Origin of the sequence: Microcoleus sp. Pol10D4, from assembly GCF_036701555.1 — a bacterium.
GTDB lineage: Bacteria > Cyanobacteriota > Cyanobacteriia > Cyanobacteriales > Microcoleaceae > Microcoleus.
In genome coordinates this window covers 49,023-67,942 of sequence record NZ_JAUBRA010000028.1, presented here as the reverse complement: position 1 = coordinate 67,942, position 18,920 = coordinate 49,023, and the positions used below count along the sequence as shown (strand labels likewise).

The window sequence follows — 18,920 nt, the reverse complement described above, 5'->3', positions numbered from 1 at the left end:
AGTTATTCTGCGTTTTTCGGCGGTGCAACTCTGTCCTTAAACAACTTCCCTGCGGAAAATGCAGGAACTCTGGTTGCCGGGATTTCCATCTTGTCGCCAGTTTTGGGATTGCGACCCTCGCGGGCCTTGCGTTCCCGCGACTCAAACGAGCCAAAACCGACCAGCGTCACCTTGTCGCCATCGGAGACAGCTTCCATGATTGCTTCGAGGGCGGCACTCAAAACAGCATCTGCCTGTTTTTTCGTCACGCTAGCCTTTTCCGCGACTGCATCAACCAATTCACCTTTGTTCATTGCGAACTCCTTCTGGATTTGCAAAATTACGTTAAACAGAGTTAGTTCAACTATTAGCCGTGAGTTATCAACTGGATTGAGGTGTGGCTTGGGAGGTTTGGGTGGTTCCCGATTGCTCCCGTCCGCTTCCCCGAATCACAACTCCTGCTGAATACCAATTACCCTAGGATAATTGGTCAGAAAAGGAATTTTTGTTTCTAACTGCTGAAAACCCCACAGCATCTAATTTTCACTGCATTATTCTAAAGTCTTGCCGACCGTTATGGATCGGTGGAACCTTTAATTTATATGGATTTGGACAATTTTTTTAATTAATCCCAAAATTTAGGTAAAAAAATACCACCTTGGAGAGAAGATTTCTCGCCTCGGTGGATTTCAAAGCAGAAAAAAAGGAGAAATAGAAGGAATAAAATGTAATTTGTCAAGGGCTAAAGGAAAAGTCTTTTCATTCTTCCTTCTTCCTTTCCCATCTTTCTTTCCCCCGTGGGCAGGGCTGTTTCATTCTCCTGAAACCCGCCAGGGACTGAAACCCGCCAGGGACTGAAGTCCCTGTCTCATAGCTGAAGTCGTCTGAAGACGACTGAAAGAGTGATTGATAGTCTTCTTGCATAGGACTAATGAGTTCTTTAGTCCTTGGAAGCGAGGACTTTAGCTTTGAGGCAGGGGTTTCAACCCCTGTCGGACTGTCGAACTCAGGGGAAAGAGCGTGGAAAGTTGACAGCAAGGCATTTTTCCTTTGTTCCTACTGTCTCGGCTGGACGGGCTGACTGCGCTGCAACAGTTGGCGCGCGTCGGGACTAATGTTATTTTGGTAGCCAAAGTTCGATCGATCGCTATCATCCAAAATCTGCGGAGTCAGCAATACAATCAACTCCGCCCGCTGGTTGGACTTATTGGTTCTCCTGAACAGCGAACCGATAATCGGCAAATCTCCCAAAATCGGAATCTTGTTCGCTGTAGTCCGTTCTTCGTCTCGGATAATCCCCGAAACAATCAAAGTCTGACCGTCCCGCAGGCGAATTAGCCCCGATTGCAACGAACGCTCGCCCAGCAGAGTGATACTATTGGTGTTCGCGCCAGTCGAAAGGTTTTGAGTGTTGCCGGGTGTCCTGATAATCGGGTTCACCCGCAGAGAGACAAAACCATTATCGTCAATTCGATCAATCGCCACCCCCAACTGCAAACCAGCCCTGTCTTTGACAGCCGTCACCGTTTGGGTACTTGTATTTCCAGTAGTCTGCGTTTGCGACGTGATGTTAGTGATCACCTCATCAGTGATATTCACATTCGCCGTTTCTCCTTCTTGAACCACCAGAGTCGGATCAGTCAGGATTTTGGCATTCTGGCTCTGAATAGTTGCCTGCAACGCCGACAGGAATCTCCTCGGATACTGGAACGCCGGGAACAGGGCGAACTCTGCAATTCCCGAAGAGGTTGCCGATCCAGGCTCGTAATCCGTAATTCCAACTCGCGTGGGGTCATTAGTAACTGGGGCTGTCGGTCGGAGGAACACACCTTTGGCGGCGGTATCGCGACCTTGACCTGTAAGCGGCACGATACGCCGGCCGTTCGCATCGTAGAAAGGCTCCAGGTCTGCTAAAGGGTTGCCGATGATCGGCCTACCCGTCAAGCTCCCATCGAGAGCGTTTGCATTGGGCGGATTTATCCCACCAAAATTGAGACTTGCCGCCCCATTGTCATTGACAAAGAAACTGTCATTAATTCCGAAAGAGAAGCTGCTGCTAGTTCTGTTGTCTCCCAACAAGTTGATATCGATCACCTTGACGTTGACAGCGACTTGACGGCGGCGCAAATCTAGCTGGGTCAAGAAAGCCACAGCCATGTCAACTTTGCGCGGGTCGCCCACCAAAGTGATGGAATTGAGCCTCGCATCCGCCAGCACCGACAGTCCCCTCAGCAAGAGCGGCCCGGTGCCTTGGGTAGCGCCGATCGCCTTAATGTCGGGTTCCCTAATTTCCACATCCCGCGCCGCATTTCCCTGGCCCACGCTTTGAATCGTCACCCGAGTAATCGGCAGTTGACTTTCCGCGCCTTGAGCGCTCAAAAAGTTAGCTGCATCCGTAGACCGAACTTGATTGAGCCGCAGAGTCCGAATGATAATATTGCGCGAGTCGATCGGCAAGCTAGTCCCTACAAAAATCGTCCGCCCCTGGCGGTTAGCTTGCAGTCCGCTGAGCCGTAGCACGTAATTAAAGACATCTTGCACCGACTCATTTTCGATGTCCAAAGAAATCTTTGGCCCTTCATCTGAACCGGAGGCTCCCGGCTGACCAGGCACTGCGGGCTGACCCGGTTGAGCAGGGGCCCCGCCACCTGTAAAAGCAATGTTCAATCCAGCAGCGCGGGCCAGCAGAGCTAAAACGTCACGGACTGGGGCATCCCGCAGCACCAAGCGGGGGATGCGTTCTCCCGAACTCAGTTCAATATTTCCCGCGCCGGGGGCGATGTTAGACACTGCGATATCTCCCAAGGGCGGAGCAACGGCCCGCTGTTGGAAAGGTGCAGCCTGATTGCTTTGGGATTGAATTTCGCTGGGGAGGGGCGGGCGATCGTTCCTGGTAACAGTAACTTCGGGATTTGGCAGCATCACGCCTGGGGTTTGCGACGTGCGGACTTGGGGAGCCGGCGGGGGAGCTGTTTGGCTCAGCGGCAGGCCTGGAGGCGGGGGAGGTGCAGTTTGGGCAGACTGTACTGTACCACCCTGTCCGGCAACGCTAAGGACGATGCTTTGGCCTTGTCCCGGAACAATTTGTCCGTTGGGAACTCCGTTGGTGCCCGCCACCACAACGCGGATGCTGTTAGCCTCTACCTGGCTGATTTCTACTGAAGAAATGCCCGGAGCGGGGTTATCTTGACGGAAGCTGTTGCCTTGTGGCAAGCGAAGCTGGGTGTTGATAATTGTGGCTTGGTAAGTATTGCCGTTATTGATGGCGAAAACTTGCGGGCGATCGCCCTTTTCTGTTGCCAGCACAATATTTACGCCATTATTGCCTTGACTTACTTGCACTCCTGTGACTTGAGTCGGCGCTGCCCAGACGGGGGCTTGGGCGATCAGAACTCCTGCAACGCTGCATAAGAGTCCTCCACTTAACCGTAGATGCTGTTTCACGTTCTCTCCTCAACTACACTGTGTTATTTTTTGTTCGCAGTCTTTTGTCGCTAGCTGCTAAACTGACTAAAATATTCAAGGGTTCGAGCCTTTTTGAAGAAGGAAGAATTTATGCCCTTTTCGATTTTCTATTTTCGATTGGGAATAACTTATGACATCAGGGTTAGAAGCTATCGTACAGCAATCCTCGCATCATTTGTGAATTTCTTACTCCCTCCCCTTTGTAAGGGGAGGGTTGGGGTGGGGTAAAAAAAATACGACTCCTGGAAGGATTGCTATATAGTTCCATTACTTTTTGAAACTGGTATTAGAAGAAATTTGGTTTTAGAACAAATTTTTGATTGCCCTATAAAAAATATTTTTGTGGCATTCATAATTTTTTTACTTCTACCTTCAATCTTCCAATTTCAACCTTCTGCCTTCTCCTTTCTTGTGAAATAGCGAGTTGGAAACAATAGCTAATATCTATCCGCCAAACTACCGCTACTTAGCACCAGGACTCGGAGCCGGAGTTGGCGGTTTTTCTTCTTGCTTTAACGGCAGCAGGGCGTGCAAGTCAAAAGCAGTTTTAATTTTAGTTGGCGGCTGCTCTACAGGAACTATTTTCCCTTTCAAAAAATCAACTTCAATTGGCTGATTTGATGCTACCAATTCAGATTTCAAATTCCTAACTACCAACAGCGACTGCATCAACTCCAAGTTACGCATAAAATTGCGGGTTTGAGCGAAAGTGCCTTCAAACTCTACCTTAAATTTTTTGCGTCTGAGCTTGCCAGCCAGGGACGGCCCGAAGGAGGTATCTGCCAGAATATCAGGGTCTGGAGATCCCGGCGCGGCGGTTGCTGCGGCTGGGGGCATATCCGGCTCAAATTTGGTAATTTTAGCCTTGAGGTCATCTCCTTGCACGCCGGCGTTGATTCTATTAACGAGTTGGGTCATGTCAAGCAAAAGCGTGTTGGCGCTGGCGTCGCTGGCAAACATTGCCGTCACTTGGGCGCGGCGCTGTTTTGCTTCTTCTTGCTTTGCTTCTGCTTCTGCCTTTTTCTGAATTTGAGATCGCAATTGCTGTTGCGTTTGCTTGCTTTCGCTAATTTTTTGCTTGGATGCGTCGGCTTTTTGGAATTCGGGGAGTACGAACTGGTAGCCGAGGCCGCCGGCAATGAGGAGGCCGAGAACCGCGATGCCGATTGCTTGGACTTGGGGTGTCAGCTTAATGCCGAATATTTCCTGAGCCCCTGTCTCTTCTGCTTGTGCGCCGCTGGGAATAAACTGATTTGCTGTCATTGTTTTTTCACCTCTGGTTTTTGTGTTTCTAGCACTCCTTTTTCTTGAAGTGTTTCTATCCGTATTGCGAGCCCGTCTGCTTGCTTGCTTCGCAGCTCGGGGAGCAACTCGGAGGCCCCCGTCGGGCTGAGCGTCGTTTCAATTTTATATTCCACCACCGGTCGCAGTTTGGGAAGTTCTGCTGGTGCTGCGTTTTGGTTACGCACTTGTAATTGTGCGGGGTTGTTTTTTAATGTGGCCGCTATCAGTTTGGTATCGGTGTTAAGGAAGAAAGGAGAGCGCTGGACTAGCAGCATAAAGTCGTTAACTTGGGCAAAGGTACTGGCTATCCCTGAAATTTGTACTTTTGATGCCTGCTGCGGGACGACGGGCGGGGGAGCAGCAGCCGGGGGGGGGCTGGCTGGAGACGGACTCGCCCCTGGGGAGGCGGCGGGAGTTGCTGCGGGGGGTGGGGGTGCTGCTGCAACGGGGGAGGGACTTGGGTCGATTTGCTCGATTTTGTTAATTTGCACTCCCGCCGGAGTACGGGCACTGAGGTCTTGCAGCATCGCCGACCAAGGTTTAATTTGGTCGAATACTCCGGCTAATGCTTTGTATTCGGCGGTAACTTGGTCGGTTTCGGCGTTGATGGCTTTGATGGTGCTGGCTTGAGTGTTTAACAGGGCCAGTTCTGCGTCGATGGTTGCTTGTTCTTTGGCCAACTTGGTATTTTCGTTAGTCGCCCACCACCAGCCGCCCATGACTGCGGCGACGATGCCAATGGCAAACAGCGTCGCCCCATATAAGGGCAGTTGGTCTTTGGCTCCACCTGAACTTTTTTTAGCTGGGCTTTTGGCTGCAACGGGTTTGTAGTCGGGACGGTCGTTGAGAAAATTAATATCTAGGCTGTACATGGCTTCACTCGATTTTATAGCAGAAGGAAGAAGGCAGAAGGCACAAGGTAGAAGGTAGAAGGCACGAGGTAGAAGGTAGAAGGAAAAAGTGATCTACCGCTTATGTTTCAGCAATTAAGAAGGTACTAACAGTCTTGGCTGTTGCTATAGATTTAAATGGGAAATTTTAGATTTTAGACAGAACCCAAGATTGCTGGTACAAGTGAAGGATTTATTTAGGGAAGAAAGAAACAACTTTCTGGCTTCTACTGAAGGAAGGGGCTGCTTCTACCTCAGATATATTCTACCTTTTACCTTCTACCTTCTACCTCCACTATTCTACCTTCTGCTTTCTGCCTTCTTCTTTTGGAAGGGGCTTTTACCTAAAATTTTCAAATCGGTTTTTCTCTCATCTACAACTGTTAGGTCACATAACCTCCCTTAGTCCTAAACCTAGGGCGACTCCTAAACCTGCTCGCTGTTCTGGGGTAATTTCTTGGCTGATTTCTAGCCCTAGAGTTTCGATGGGATCGACTTGAGATGCGGGCAAGCTTAATCTTTGCATAAAAAATTCGTCTAGTTTGCCGATCGCAGCTCCCGGACCCGCTAGCAGCAGTTGCGCTACTTCGAGTTCTTCGCTCTGGTTGAGGTAAAAGTCTACTGAGCGGCGCAGTTCGTCTGCTAGTTCTCCCAATACTTTTATCATCGCATTTGTGCCGGGATTGGCGTCTCCCGATGCCCCCATTGTATCTGTGACTGGCAGGGTCATGCCTTGCAGTTCGCTGGTGTCTCTGGTTGGTGGCAGGTTCATGGCTTGGTTGAGGGCGGTCTGGATTTGGTAGGTGCCGATCGGGATGGTACGGTTGAACTGAGGTATGCCGTCCACTACTATAGCTAACTCGGTGCTGTCAAATTCTATGGCGGTGAGAACAGCAGCTTCTTGGGACGAAAATTGTTGCAGTTGGTCTTTGAGGGTGCGGATGAGGGCAAAACTGGTTACTTCTAGTACGTCTATAATCAGTCCGGCTTCTTTGAATGTTTCGATGTATGTGTCGGTAACTTCTCTGCGGGTTGCTACTAACACGACTTGCACTTTTTCTACTCCGTCGTCATCTACAAAAAGGCCTATTTTTTGATAGTCTACGTCGGCGTCTTCTCTGGGAAACGGCAAGTACAGTCCTGCTTCTGCGTTCATGTAATCCCGCAGTTCTTCTTCGTTGAGCTCTGCGGGAACTGGGATGAGGCGGATGACGGCTTCGCGGCCAGGAATGGCTGTGGCTACTCGCTTGGCTTTGATTTTGTTGTCCGCGAGGACGGCGCGTATTAGTTCTGCCATTCCCGGCGGATCGACTATTTGTCCTTCTTGTACATAGTCTTCTGGAACTTCTATTGAGGCTAGGATGCCTAATTTTAATGCCTGAGCTTTCTTTTCGAGCTGAATGATGTTGATGCGGTCTGGGGCTATTTCGATCCCGATTCCTGGCTGGCGTTGGGAAAGTAGACCTTTGAAAAAGTTAACCATGTGATTGGGTCGCCGATAATTGCTATTTTTTTCTTTTGTAGTTGGCCAGCCTGATTCAGCGCGGCCCGTGTTGGAGGGTTGGTTTCCAACGGCCGCAAGAGTGCTGTAATCTCGGTATCCCGCCGTAGCTACGCAGCTCCGTCTGTGTTGCGCGATCGCTAGTTCCGATTTTATGCTATCCAATTTACTTGACAATAGCTATTCTGCTGCGAATGTCAACAAATTCCAGCTCGATCGACCGAAAACCTGCCAATTCTGCACAAAAACAGACTTTCTCGCTCCTGGGTCCAGGTACAAAACTCTGTTACTGACTCGATCGCGCTTGATTCTGGCGATCTCTTTTTTGTCTAACGGTTCCCATAACTCTCAAATTTTATTCTTATGAAACGTAAATCTTGGCAACTGTTTGCTGTCTTTGGACTGGTGGGGCTGCTGCTGGCTGCGGTGGTGAGTTGCGGCAAGCCGGCTGTTAATTCCCAAGCAAAGAATACGCAGGAAATCGAGTTCTGGACTATGCAGCTTCAACCTCAGTTTACTGAGTATTTCAACAAGACGATCGCCGGTTTTGAAGCGGAAAATCCGGGGGTGAAGGTGCGCTGGGTGGACGTTCCTTGGTCGGCGATGGAAAGCAAGATTTTGGGGGCGGTTTCGGCGAAAACTGCGCCGGATGTGGTTAACCTCAATCCCGATTTTGCTTCGCTGTTGGCGGGACGCAATGCTTGGCTGGATTTGGATTCTCGAATTCCGCAGCAAGTTCGATCGACCTATCTGCCAAATATCTGGAAAGCTGGCGTACTCGACGGCAAGAGTTTTGGCATTCCTTGGTATCTCACGACTGGGGTGACAATTTACAATACGGAGTTGTTGAAGAAGGCTGGAATTGCTAAGCCTCCGGCTACTTATGCCGAGTTGGCACAGGTTGCCAAGCAGGTGAAAGAGAAGACTGGTAAGTTTGCTTTTTTTGTGACTTTTGTGCCGGAAGATTCGGCGGAGGTGCTGCAATCTTTCGTGCAGATGGGTGTGCCTTTGGTGGATGCTCAAGGCAAGGCGGCTTTTAATACTGATAAGGGCAAAGCTGTTTTTCAGTATTGGGTGGATTTGTACAAGGGCGGACTTTTGCCGCAGGATGTTTTGGTGCAGGGACATCGCAGGGCGATCGAGCTTTATCAAGCTGGGGAAACTTCTTTGTTAGCTTCCGGACCTCAGTTTTTGAAGGCGATTGCTGAGAATGCTCCGAGTATTGGTGCTGTTTCGGCTGCTGCGCCTCAAATTACGGGGGAAACCGGCAAGAAGACTGTGGCGGTGATGAATTTGGTTGTGCCCCGCGACAGCAAGCGCCCTGATGATGCTGTCAAGTTTGCTCTGTACGTTACTAATTCTCAAAATCAGTTGGCTTTTGCTAAGGCTGCTAATGTTTTGCCTTCTACGGTTGAGGCTTTGCAGGACGATTATTTTAAGAGCGTTCCGACTGATGCTGCCGCAGCCGATCGAGCTCGGGTTGTTAGTGCTTCTGGGTTGACTTCCGCCGAGCTATTGATTCCGCCTCTCAAGGATGTTAAGAAGCTGCAAAAGGCAATTTATGACAATTTGCAGGCGGCAATGTTGAATGAGAAGTCGGTAGACCAAGCTGTGGCTGATGCGGCTAAGGCTTGGGATCAAAGGTAGTTTTTTATTGAAGCTGGGGCGAGATTTTTTTTGATCTCGCCTCTTGCTTTTTTCTACAAGTTGACGTATTCTTAAATAATGGGAATTTGTGCCGCAATAGATAAGCAAATATCAGCTTTTAAGTTATTATCGAATGATGAAATTACCGCCTCTTCACAACGCAGAGTCGGAGGAAAAATCTGGATCAGTCAATCTCGACTATTTTAGAGGTAAATGTTTGTTGATAAGAACGATCGCTCATCCCAGAAACCGGGTTTTTTTATCCCGTGCGATCACATTTCTCAATTCAGCTTGATTGATGATTTGTAGGAATATAGCCTCAATTCCTCAAATATTCAGAAATTTGACTCGTGTTAAAGTCAAAGCTCAGATCGGAATAGGAGAAAATTCTTATGCCAGCTATGACACTCAAAGATTTAAACCAAGTTCAAACCCTTTTTTCCGAAGCGGGTTTAGATTACCAAATTGAACTAGAAGACGGGATAATTTCAGTTATGGGGCCATCAGACATCGTATCCAGTGAAATCAGTAGCCGTCTCATCGCCTTTCTTTTCGCTTGGATAAATCCCCGTCGCTTGGGGAGAGTCTTTGACTCCGCAGGCGGTTTCATCATGCCGGATACGAATGTCAAAGCACCGGATGTTTCTTTTGTGCGCGCCGCCCGCTTGCGCCAAAGTCCGCGTTATTTTGGAGAACTGGTCCCCGATTTGGTGGTTGAGATTAAATCTTTGAGCGATCGCATTAAGCTTATAGAAACCAAGGTTTTGAAGTTTATAGAACTGGGTGCGATCGTCGGAATTCTGCTCGATCCTGATGAAGAAACAGTGACTATTTATCGCTCTACAGGTGAACCGACTGTTTTAGGAAATGGCGATATCTTAACAGTAGCAGAACTTTTTCCCGGTTGGGAATTGTCCGTTTCGGAATTGTGGCCTCCTATCTTTACTGAGGAAGAAACACAAGGTTAAAGAAAAAAGAGCGTGAAGCGAAGCTATCCCGTTCCCCGCAGGGGTTCCCGAAGGGTAGGGAATCGCCCACTCTACTTATCGAGCTTTTCCTTCATCGCGATCGCACTTCCAAATATTCATCAGCGGTGGAGATAAACGCTAATGAACTTGTCCAGCTAGCTCAATCGGTGAATCTTGATACGTCAATCGATAGGCAGCACTTTCTTCCAGCAATTGTCGAATAAAATGGGGGCTGTGAGCGTTAATTGAATGTAACAGATTTCTATACAAGCGGCAGGCAACCTCATCATTCAAAATGCGACTGTGGAGTATTCTTGTCCAATCCGAGGCAACAACAATTAGTTGTGGGATGACACGAATAAATGCTTGTAACTGCTGTTCCATTTCAAAAGATTCTAAAAAATGAATTAGGCTAAACATGACCTCCGGCTGTTGGCAGCGATCGTCTAAAATCAGATGTAAATCAGGTAAATGTTCACTCTCAGGATGCTTGGCGAATTCCGCTAAAGCATTTTCAAAAGCTGTTACTTCTTCAGTCGATCGCATTAATTTATTAGCGGCCAAAATGGTAATCCAGCTATTTTCATTCATCAGCTATTTACTCCCTTTTCAAAAACGCCCAACCAAGCTAACTTATTTGACTGGATAACTTGCTGTAAGCTACGCCTAATTTGTGGCGTGTAAAGTCCCTGACGGCGATAAATTGCTCGCGCATCGCTAATTTCTTTAGCTAGTGCTTCCCTTGGTAACAAGCTGAGATTCGGAGATTGTCCGTAAGAGATAGTCTGGCGATGACGACCTCCTTTACCGGGCAAAGGGTGTTCCATCATTATAGCAATACCCATTTCTCTGCTGTAACCAAGAACCTTTGCTGCCATGAATCCATTAGAAGGAATGTGATGTGGTGTCAGATTATCGCCTCTTCGTCCAGCTTTAAGCAGGTCTCCGTAACATCCAACTGCGCCTTCCCCTGGGAGAAGTCTGTTTGTATAATTAGCTATTTCTATTCTCCTATTCGCTGCTAACGGACATGATCTTACGACAAGAAACCCAGTGTCTATGAAGCACCTATTACCAGTTTACCCGAACAATTCATCTTAAGGCAGAATGCGTTTAAGCTTGGGATTGTTGTTGTTGCAGAAAATAGCCGACGAGATAAAGGGAACCGCAAAGGATTGTTAGGTTGTCACCTGTAACAGCAGCATCTAAAGCTGTTGTTAAGTCGGGGAAGGCTTGACAGAGAGTTAATTCGGGACAGATAATTTGAGCTAGGGCGGCTAATTCTGCGGGGGATGATGAGTTTTGATCGGGTACGGGTACTAGGTAAAGCCGATCGCCCTTTTTGAGTAATGCTTTCAAAATATCATCGCAGTCTTTAGTCGCAAGAATGCCGATTACCCAGCTAATCGGTGACGGGTGATTGTTCAGGCGATCGACATATTCACGCAGGGCGATCGCGGCGGCGGGGTTGTGCGCGCCATCAATTAATATATTGCGGTTTTTCCAAGTTGTCTGCTGGAGTCTTCCGGGCCATTGGGTTTTGGCGATACCGTTTTCAATGGCGGTTGGGGAAATTTGCCATCCTTGGTTTTGGAGAATTTGCAAAGTTGCGATCGCAATTGCTGAATTCATTAGTTGAATTTTTCCCAGCAGCGGCAATTGATATTTTATTTTAACCGCATTTTGATTTAACTGATATTCTGCGAATCCTTGTCCTAAATCTATTGCTGGTTTTACCCAAGTTGCCGGACAGTCTAATTCTTGAATGCGTTTTTCTACTACTATTCTAGCTGATTCTGGCAATTCTCCGATAACTGCCGGACATTTTTCTTTAAGAATTCCCGCTTTTTCCCCAGCAATATCGGCGACGGTGGGGCCGAGTATTTGCCAGTGTTCAAGACTGATAGAAGTAATGACGCTCGCGAGAGGTTTTTCGCAAACGTTAGTCGCGTCTAATCTACCGCCCAATCCAGTTTCTATGACTGCGATGTCTGTTTTTTGTTCGGCGAAATACAGCCAAGCTGCTGCGGTGATTATTTCAAATTGAGTGGGAGTTTCGGTGTTGTTTTCGGTAGCGGCGACAACTCGTTCTAGACACTGTTGCAATTCTGTTGGGGAAATCGGTTTTTGGTTGATGCAAATTCTTTCTGTCCAATCGATTAGGTGCGGGGATGTGTAGCGTCCAACTCGATAGCCTGCTTCTGTTAGTACGGAAGAGAGATAAGCGCAAACGGAACCTTTGCCATTGGTGCCGGCAATGTGGATAATGGGTACTTGTTGGTGGGGGTTGTCTAGTTTTTGGAGAAGTTGGTGAATTCTTTCTAAGCCGAGATGGACGCCGAAATGTTGGTAGGATTGGAGGATGGATTCTGCATTCATTGAGGATGATAAGTTCTGTTTGTGTGTGAATTATATTTTTTTATTAACCGCAGAGGGCGCAGAGGGCGCAGAGTGAGAGAAGAAAGAGATAGATATCTAAGAAAAGAGAGGTTTATAATTGATTTAGTGTATTTGTTGCGGATGAAAAAAGGTGGCTTTAGATATTATCTCTCTGTTTTCTGGTTGTGGGGGGTTGGATTTGGGTTTTCGGTTCGCTGGCTTTAATGCGGTTTGGGCGAATGAATATGATAAGTCTATTTGGGATACCTACGAGTTTAATCATCCTGAAACTATTTTAGATCGCAGAGATATCAGAAAAATCAAATCTGATGAAATTCCCAAATGTATTGGGATAATTGGCGGGCCTCCTTGTCAAAGTTGGAGTGAAGCCGGGGCGAAACGGGGGATTGATGACAGTCGGGGTCAACTTTTTTGGGAGTATATCAGAATTGTGCGGGACAAGCAGCCTCTGTTTTTTTTAGCTGAGAATGTTAGCGGTATTTTGGCTGGCAGAAACAAGGATGCTTTCAATTATATATTATCGCAGTTTGAGGACATCGGATATCGGGTTTCGTACAAGTTGTTGAATGCTAGACATTTTGGTGTTCCGCAAGATAGGCAAAGGGTGATTGTTGTTGGCTATCGGGAAACTCTGGGTTTTGGTTTTGAGTTTCCCGAACCTGGAATCGAGGTTTTGACGCTGAAAGATGCGATTTTTGATTTGCAGGCGATCGCCCCTATGTCAGTTAAGGGTAAATTAGATAATTATCACGATTATGTCAAAAATCACGAATGTGCGGATTTGGGGTTTTCGAGCATTTATATGTCGCGCAATCGAGTTAGAAGTTGGTCAGAACCTTCTTTTACAATTCAGGCAAGTGGCAGACACGCACCTCTCCATCCTCAAGCTAGTAAAATGATTTTGGTTGGTAAAGACAAACGCATTTTTGACGCCAATTCGCCTCAGCCTTACCGTCGGCTTTCTGTGCGAGAGTGCGCGAGAGTTCAGACTTTTCCAGATGATTTTATTTTTAAGTACAAGTATATTGCTGATGGATACAAAATGGTCGGCAATGCTGTTCCTGTGAATTTGGCTAGAGTTTTGGCAAGTAAGATTTGTGCGGATATTGTCATAGGGCATTAGTGTCAAATTAAGCAGGCCATCTACCAGTCGCCAGGGAATGAATTCCACGGGGCTTGCGAAAGTCCTCGCTATGAAGACTAATCTCAAATCCGTTGACATCAGAATTATTCATCTCTCTCTTCTCCTCCTCTGTGTCCTCTGTGTCCTCTGTGGTTTCATCATTCCGAATTATCTGTCATTGAAACTTGGTTAACTGACCGAGATTGTGCTGAATCGCATTTGTCCCGCGAATATGAGACAAGGGAGAACCTCCGTACAAAAAGCTATTCAAACTAACTTGATAATTTTGCTGAACAGCTAAATCCAACCACAAATTGTTAATAGCATCTCCCGGTTTGTAGTCGGGAATGTTGTGCTGATAGTAAGGAAAACTGTCTATACAAGTATTGAAAAAGTTCTTGCGCCCGCAATGCTTTAAATACTGATATCGCGGCTTAAATTCTGCCTGATTTTCCAATACTGTATATATAGTATCTGCGAGAGATTCTGGGTCAAATTTGGCGTAAAGACCCGCACCTTCGGGGAAAACTGGCGAGTTTCCTCTGGCGTATTGGTTGAATTCTTCAAAACAAATTACTGGTACGTTGCAACTCATTGCTTCGGTAATTCCCCGGTTTTTTCCTTCGAGGAGGGAACCGAGGACGAATGCTTGGGCTCGCGAATAATATGTGGGGATTTCGCTGTAGTAGTCTACTCTTGGTACTAAGTTAATGTAGTCGGAGGGATTGTCTAAAATTTCCTCGACTTGTTGCCATTCTTGTAAGGCGTACTCGTCGAGAGTTTTTAGGTTGCTAGCATCAAATTCGTGACCGGTGACTACTGTTAATTTAATCGGTTTTTGCGGATATTTTTGGCGGTAAACTTTTAAGGCTTTGGCAATAATTGGCAAATTTTTTTCTTCGGAAATTCGGGCGACGGCGAGGAGGTCGATGTCTTTTGCGGGGACGTTTCGGGGGGAAATTAAGTATTCGTTGATGAAGTCGGTGTCTTGCAGTGGTATGATTGGTTTGTGGGCGCGATCGGGATAAGTTTCGCGAAACCATTTATCCCGCTGCGGGTTTTTGTATAAGCTGGAGTAGGCGTCAGCTATGGGGGCCCAGGAGTAGGAGATTCCGGGGGAATAGGTGAAGGAGAAAAATACTGATGAAAGTTGGGGAAATAGTTTGTTTATGAGTTCGACTGCTTCGCTGAAGTAAATTCCTTTGATGAAACGCCCTTCATAAAACAGTGGGGGAAGCAAGACGTAGAAACTGACGGTATCGAAGCGGTGGGGTTGGTCTTCAAATATCTCCCAGGTAAAGGCGTCTAAGTCTTCATAAATTTCGGCGATTGGTTTGTTGATGTGGGGGTTGCGTAAATATGGTTTTTGTCGATCGTAGTTTCCGCGTACCATATAATTCTGAGTGTGAGTATCTAGCTTTTTTTATTTAACCGCAGAGGGCGCAGAGGGCGCAGAGAAGAAGAGAGATTTCACAAGTCATCCACGGGTTTTTCTAATGATTCATTGTCGCCAATTGTGAGGGCGAGTTGGTAGATTTGGCGGCGGGGGAGGGATGTTTGTTGCGCTAGCTGGCGGCTGGCTTGGGAACGACTTATGCCTTCTGCAATTAATGTTTGCAATTCTGCTTTGATGGCGTCTTCAGAAAATATTGGTGCGGCTGTTTGGATGCCGGCAATTAGGAGGGTAAATTCTCCCTGGGGTTCGCGATTGCTGTAAAGCTCGATCGCACTTTCTATACTACCACGCCAAAACTCTTCGTGCATTTTAGTTAACTCTCTCGCCAGCACAATCTGTCTGTCGCTTCCCAAAGTAGTTGCTAAATCTTGTAAAGTTTGCCGCAATCGGTGCGGAGATTCATATAATATTATAGTGCGGGATTCTATTTGTAAAGCTTCTAAACTCTGTTGGCGTTCTTGACCTTTCACGGGTAAGAAACCTTCAAATACAAATCTTTCTGTGGGTAATCCTGATGCAGTTATGCCAACAATGCAGGCGGTCGGGCCGGGAATCGGAATAATGTTAATATTAGCATCGGCGCAGGCTTTGACTAACTCGTATCCGGGGTCAGAAATTCCCGGCATTCCGGCATCGGTGACGAGGGCGATATCTTTGCCTAAAAGCAGTTTGTCGATGAGTTCGGGGAGTCGCTGGTTTTGGTTGTGTTCGTGATAGCTGATTTGGGGAGTTTTGATTTGAAAATGGTGCAAAAGTTTGCCTGTATGGCGGGTATCTTCGGCGGCGATGAAGTCTACTTTTTGCAAGATTTTGATGGCGCGAAATGTCATGTCTTCCAGGTTGCCGATCGGGGTTCCTACGATGTAAAATGTTCCTGTGGTGGGATTTGCTTGCATTTTAAGATTGGGATTTTTTAACCGCAGATGAACGCGGATTAACGCAGATATGAAAACGGGATTATTCTTGGGATTGGCGACTTTAGATTTAGTTTATTTGGCCGGGAAGCCTCCAGGTGAAAATCAGAAAGTTGTTGCTTCTGATTGTACCATTGCTGCGGGCGGGCCGGCGGCAAATGCTGCGGTCACTTTTAGCTATTTGGGGAATGCGGCGGTATTAGCGGGCGTTTTGGGCACTCACGCGATCGCCCAATTAATTCGTGCAGACTTAGCGGAGTATAATGTCAGGATAATTGATTTGGAACCGGGGCGATCGCACTCGCCACCAGTTTCCTCGATTATTGTAACTGAAGCAACGGGCGATCGATCGGTAATTTCCATCAATGCTACGAAATCGCAAGTTGACAGTCAAACAATTAACCAGGATATTTTAACATCAGTTAGTATTGTACTGCTTGACGGACATCAAATCGCAGCCAGCAAAGAAATTGCTCAACTTGCCAAGTCAAAAAACATTCCCATTGTCCTCGACGGTGGCAGTTGGAAACCCGGATTAGAAGAAATCTTACCTTTTATTGAATGGGCGGTATGTTCGGATAACTTTCATCCACCAGACTGCGACAATTCCGAACAAGTCTTTGCTTACTTGTCAGCCGCAGGAATTCCCAATATTGCCATCACTCGCGGCGACAAATCAATTTCATACCTCAGCAATGGCAGTTACGGCACTATAGAAGTACCTCAAATTCAAGCCACAGACACTTTAGGCGCTGGCGACATCTTTCACGGGGCTTTCTGTCACTACATTTTGCAAAATAACTTTACCGATACTCTCACCGCTGCATCTAAAATCGCTTCCCATTCCTGCAAAAGCTTCGGAACCCGCGCCTGGATGAATAAGAGTTAATTTTAAATTAAAATTAACCAAACTATCCGGTTAAAACCGCTCAAAGCTAGAAAACTTGAACTGGCAACACTTGTTGAGTTAAAATCCTGACAGCAACCTCGACAAAATTTGTGAAATTCTCTCTTCTCTTCCTTCGCGCCCTTAGCGCCTTCGCGGTTCGTTAACAAAATTGCTATATTAGTAAGACAAGTTAAAGTCACACAAAAAACTCCCAAAACAACATACCTGAATCATGTCTGACACCCAACCCCTAACTATCACCCTTCCCCCTTTGCGGATTACCCTAACAGAACAGCAGCAAGTTAACCTAGAATGGCTGACACAAAATTTGCCCAATCTACTCACCCCAAGCAAACAAGAACTTCCCGACAATATGAAACAGTGGGTGGCGGCTAACAAATTATTAAATCAACCCGATGCAGAAATCATTCAAGGACTAATAAATACCGGCATAGATGCGGAAACAGCCACCGCAGAAGTTAGGGAAATATCATCTCATCCCTACTTTCAAGCAGGTAGTCAGTACGTGCAGTTATTGCAGAAATTAGAATCGCATCTCAGGATTAGCAATCAATTAGCTGCATTGTCTTCCAAGTTTGGCACAATCGAACGCAAAAGCAGCCTTTCTAGAGAGTATTTTCTCGAAAATTACTACGCCAAAAATACTCCAGTAATTATTACCAATATTATGCACAACTGGAAAGCGTTGCAGTTGTGGACGCCGGAGTATTTGCAGCAAAAATACGGCGATGCAGAGGTACAAATTCAAGCCAACCGCAACTCTGACCCGAATTACGAAATTAAGATAGAAAATCACAAAAAAATTGTTTTGTTCCGCAAATATGTAGACATGGTGGTCAAAGGTGGGCCTAGCAACGACTACTACATGGTTGCTAACAACCAAACTCTGGAAAGAGAGGAATTTAAACCCTTATTCAACGACATTGAAATTTTCCCTGAATACCTCAATCCAACGGATACAAAAGGCAGAGTTTTCTTTTGGTTTGGGCCGAAAGGCACGATTACACCGCTGCACCATGACCCAGTTAATTTAATTTTAGCTCAAGTGTCTGGTCGCAAACTAATTAAATTGATTTCTCCGCAACAAACACCTCTGCTTTATAATCACGTCGGGGTTTTCAGCAAGGTGGACGGAGAAAATCCGGATTATGACAAATACCCGCTTTACAGAGATGCGAAAATTATTGAAGTGATTTTGGAACCGGGAGAAGCTATCTTTATTCCTGTCGGTTGGTGGCATCATGTAAAATCATTGGAAGTTAGTATTTCGGTTTCTTTTACTAATTTTGTGTTTCCTAATTATTATGAATGGAAATATCCTCATATTAATTGGTAATTGCTAATGTATGGTTCCCCGGGGCGGGCACGGGGACACCGCCCCTACAGAAATCTGCGTTAATCGGCGTTCATCTGCGGTTTACAAACAAGAAATTCATGAAAACTCTCGAAGAAATCAGCGAAATTGCCCGATCGATCGCCTGGAGTGCATCAGATATCCTACAATCCTATTATCGCCAGGATTCCAACACTCCTAACCTCGACATCCAAGAGAAAAAAGATGGCCCCGTCACCGCCGCCGATGTCGCTGTCAATTCTTACATCCTAGACGAATTGCAATCGGCTTTAGGGAATGCAGAATTTGGCTATCTCAGCGAAGAAACTTACAAATCTTATTTAGAAACTAACGGTCAAATTCCCTTACCTCAAAGTTGGGTTTGGATTATTGACCCTTTGGATGGAACGCGAGATTTTATTGACAGGACAGGTGAATTTGCAGTTCACATTGCTTTAGCCTTCGAGGGAAGACCGGTATTGGCAGTTGTGGCTTGGCCCGAACAGCAAAAGATTTATTACGCGGTGCAAAATGCTGGCGCTTTTATGGAAAGTCGGGACGGTTATGCGGTCAAATTGCAGGTTTCGGCGCGAAATATACTGGCAGATTTATCTATAGTAACCAGCCGCAGTCACCGGGGCGATCGCTTTAATCAATTGTTACAAAAACTGCCTTGTCAAAATCAAATAGCTGTCGGCAGTATCGGCTGCAAAATTGCCACAATTGTCGAACAAAAAGCTGATGTTTATATTGCTCTTTCGGGAAAGTCTGCGCCTAAAGATTGGGATTTAGCTGCACCGGAATTAATTTTGACTGAAGCGGGCGGTCAATTTACTCGTTTTGACGGTTCTACTTTGCAGTATAACCGGGGAGATGTGAGTCAGTGGGGGGGATTGTTGGCGAGTAATGGTTGCTGTCACGCTGCTTTGTGCGGGCAAGCTGAGCACATTTTAGCGGGGATAGATGCGAGTTTAAAGTAAGTACGTGAAGCGAAGTTATCCCGTAGGGAATCGCCCGTAAAGATGGTAATGAATAAGTTTTAGGGGCGGG

16 protein-coding genes are annotated in these 18,920 nt (G+C 46.6%); 6 read left to right on the top strand and 10 right to left on the bottom strand.

Annotation, left to right across the window (positions count from 1 at the left end; all coding sequences use genetic code 11):
• Positions 1-2: 2 nt before the first annotated feature.
• The 5 genes from QUA36_RS15865 to pilM all read right to left on the bottom strand — a co-directional run bounded on the left by QUA36_RS15865 (position 3) and on the right by pilM (position 7,101).
• Positions 3-311 (bottom strand): HU family DNA-binding protein, encoded by a 309-nt coding sequence (locus QUA36_RS15865; RefSeq protein ID WP_278187376.1) that lies wholly within the window; start codon positions 309-311, stop codon positions 3-5.
• 724 nt (positions 312-1,035) lie between these two features.
• Complete coding sequence (locus QUA36_RS15860; RefSeq protein ID WP_333458343.1) at positions 1,036-3,423, bottom strand: AMIN domain-containing protein; 2,388 nt, start codon at positions 3,421-3,423, stop codon at positions 1,036-1,038.
• A 483-nt stretch (positions 3,424-3,906) separates the two neighbouring features.
• Positions 3,907-4,707 carry a pilus assembly protein PilO gene (locus QUA36_RS15855; protein ID WP_333458342.1) on the bottom strand — a complete coding sequence of 267 codons (801 nt, stop codon included), beginning with the start codon at positions 4,705-4,707 and terminating at the stop codon, positions 3,907-3,909.
• Entirely contained in the window at positions 4,704-5,600 is an 897-nt protein-coding gene (locus QUA36_RS15850; RefSeq protein WP_333160702.1) for a PilN domain-containing protein, read from the bottom strand. The genes QUA36_RS15855 and QUA36_RS15850 overlap by 4 nt, the downstream gene beginning before the upstream one ends.
• Before the next feature lie 406 nt (positions 5,601-6,006).
• Complete coding sequence (gene pilM, locus QUA36_RS15845) at positions 6,007-7,101, bottom strand: type IV pilus assembly protein PilM (protein ID WP_333160910.1); 1,095 nt, start codon at positions 7,099-7,101, stop codon at positions 6,007-6,009.
• A gap of 381 nt (positions 7,102-7,482) precedes the next feature.
• Between pilM and QUA36_RS15840 the strand changes: the two genes are divergently transcribed.
• Both QUA36_RS15840 and QUA36_RS15835 read left to right on the top strand, forming a co-directional pair.
• Positions 7,483-8,766: a sugar ABC transporter substrate-binding protein gene (locus QUA36_RS15840; RefSeq protein WP_333458341.1), complete on the top strand. Its 1,284-nt coding sequence runs from the start codon at positions 7,483-7,485 to the stop codon at positions 8,764-8,766.
• A gap of 392 nt (positions 8,767-9,158) precedes the next feature.
• Complete coding sequence (locus tag QUA36_RS15835; RefSeq protein ID WP_333458340.1) at positions 9,159-9,734, top strand: Uma2 family endonuclease; 576 nt, start codon at positions 9,159-9,161, stop codon at positions 9,732-9,734.
• A gap of 138 nt (positions 9,735-9,872) precedes the next feature.
• Here the strand turns inward: QUA36_RS15835 and QUA36_RS15830 are convergent, their stop codons facing one another.
• The 3 genes from QUA36_RS15830 to QUA36_RS15820 all read right to left on the bottom strand — a co-directional run bounded on the left by QUA36_RS15830 (position 9,873) and on the right by QUA36_RS15820 (position 12,113).
• The gene (locus tag QUA36_RS15830) at positions 9,873-10,325 is read right to left on the bottom strand and encodes an Imm30 family immunity protein (RefSeq protein WP_333454734.1); all 453 of its coding nucleotides are present in this window, start codon (positions 10,323-10,325) and stop codon (positions 9,873-9,875) included.
• The gene (locus QUA36_RS15825) at positions 10,325-10,612 is read right to left on the bottom strand and encodes a hypothetical protein (protein ID WP_333458339.1); all 288 of its coding nucleotides are present in this window, start codon (positions 10,610-10,612) and stop codon (positions 10,325-10,327) included. The genes QUA36_RS15830 and QUA36_RS15825 overlap by 1 nt, the downstream gene beginning before the upstream one ends.
• 235 nt (positions 10,613-10,847) lie before the next feature.
• On the bottom strand, positions 10,848-12,113 hold the full coding sequence (locus tag QUA36_RS15820) for a folylpolyglutamate synthase/dihydrofolate synthase family protein (protein ID WP_333458338.1): 1,266 nt from the start codon (positions 12,111-12,113) through the stop codon (positions 10,848-10,850).
• A 151-nt stretch (positions 12,114-12,264) separates the two neighbouring features.
• Between QUA36_RS15820 and QUA36_RS15815 the strand changes: the two genes are divergently transcribed.
• A complete protein-coding gene (locus QUA36_RS15815; RefSeq protein ID WP_333458337.1) occupies positions 12,265-13,257 on the top strand; it encodes a DNA cytosine methyltransferase in 993 nt (330 codons plus the stop codon).
• A 175-nt stretch (positions 13,258-13,432) separates the two neighbouring features.
• Here the strand turns inward: QUA36_RS15815 and QUA36_RS15810 are convergent, their stop codons facing one another.
• Both QUA36_RS15810 and rsmI read right to left on the bottom strand, forming a co-directional pair.
• Positions 13,433-14,650, bottom strand: coding sequence for a glycosyltransferase (locus tag QUA36_RS15810; protein ID WP_333458336.1), 1,218 nt, complete (start codon positions 14,648-14,650; stop codon positions 13,433-13,435).
• A gap of 77 nt (positions 14,651-14,727) precedes the next feature.
• Complete coding sequence (rsmI, locus tag QUA36_RS15805) at positions 14,728-15,609, bottom strand: 16S rRNA (cytidine(1402)-2'-O)-methyltransferase (RefSeq protein WP_333458335.1); 882 nt, start codon at positions 15,607-15,609, stop codon at positions 14,728-14,730.
• Positions 15,610-15,658: 49 nt separating this feature from the next.
• Here rsmI and QUA36_RS15800 point away from each other — a divergent pair, with 49 nt between their 5' ends.
• From QUA36_RS15800 to QUA36_RS15790, 3 genes are all read left to right on the top strand, one after another.
• Entirely contained in the window at positions 15,659-16,516 is an 858-nt protein-coding gene (locus QUA36_RS15800; protein ID WP_333458334.1) for a PfkB family carbohydrate kinase, read from the top strand.
• 232 nt (positions 16,517-16,748) lie between these two features.
• A complete protein-coding gene (locus QUA36_RS15795) occupies positions 16,749-17,873 on the top strand; it encodes a cupin-like domain-containing protein (protein ID WP_333458333.1) in 1,125 nt (374 codons plus the stop codon).
• A 98-nt stretch (positions 17,874-17,971) separates the two neighbouring features.
• Positions 17,972-18,850: an inositol monophosphatase family protein gene (locus QUA36_RS15790; RefSeq protein ID WP_333458332.1), complete on the top strand. Its 879-nt coding sequence runs from the start codon at positions 17,972-17,974 to the stop codon at positions 18,848-18,850.
• Positions 18,851-18,920 lie beyond the last annotated feature (70 nt).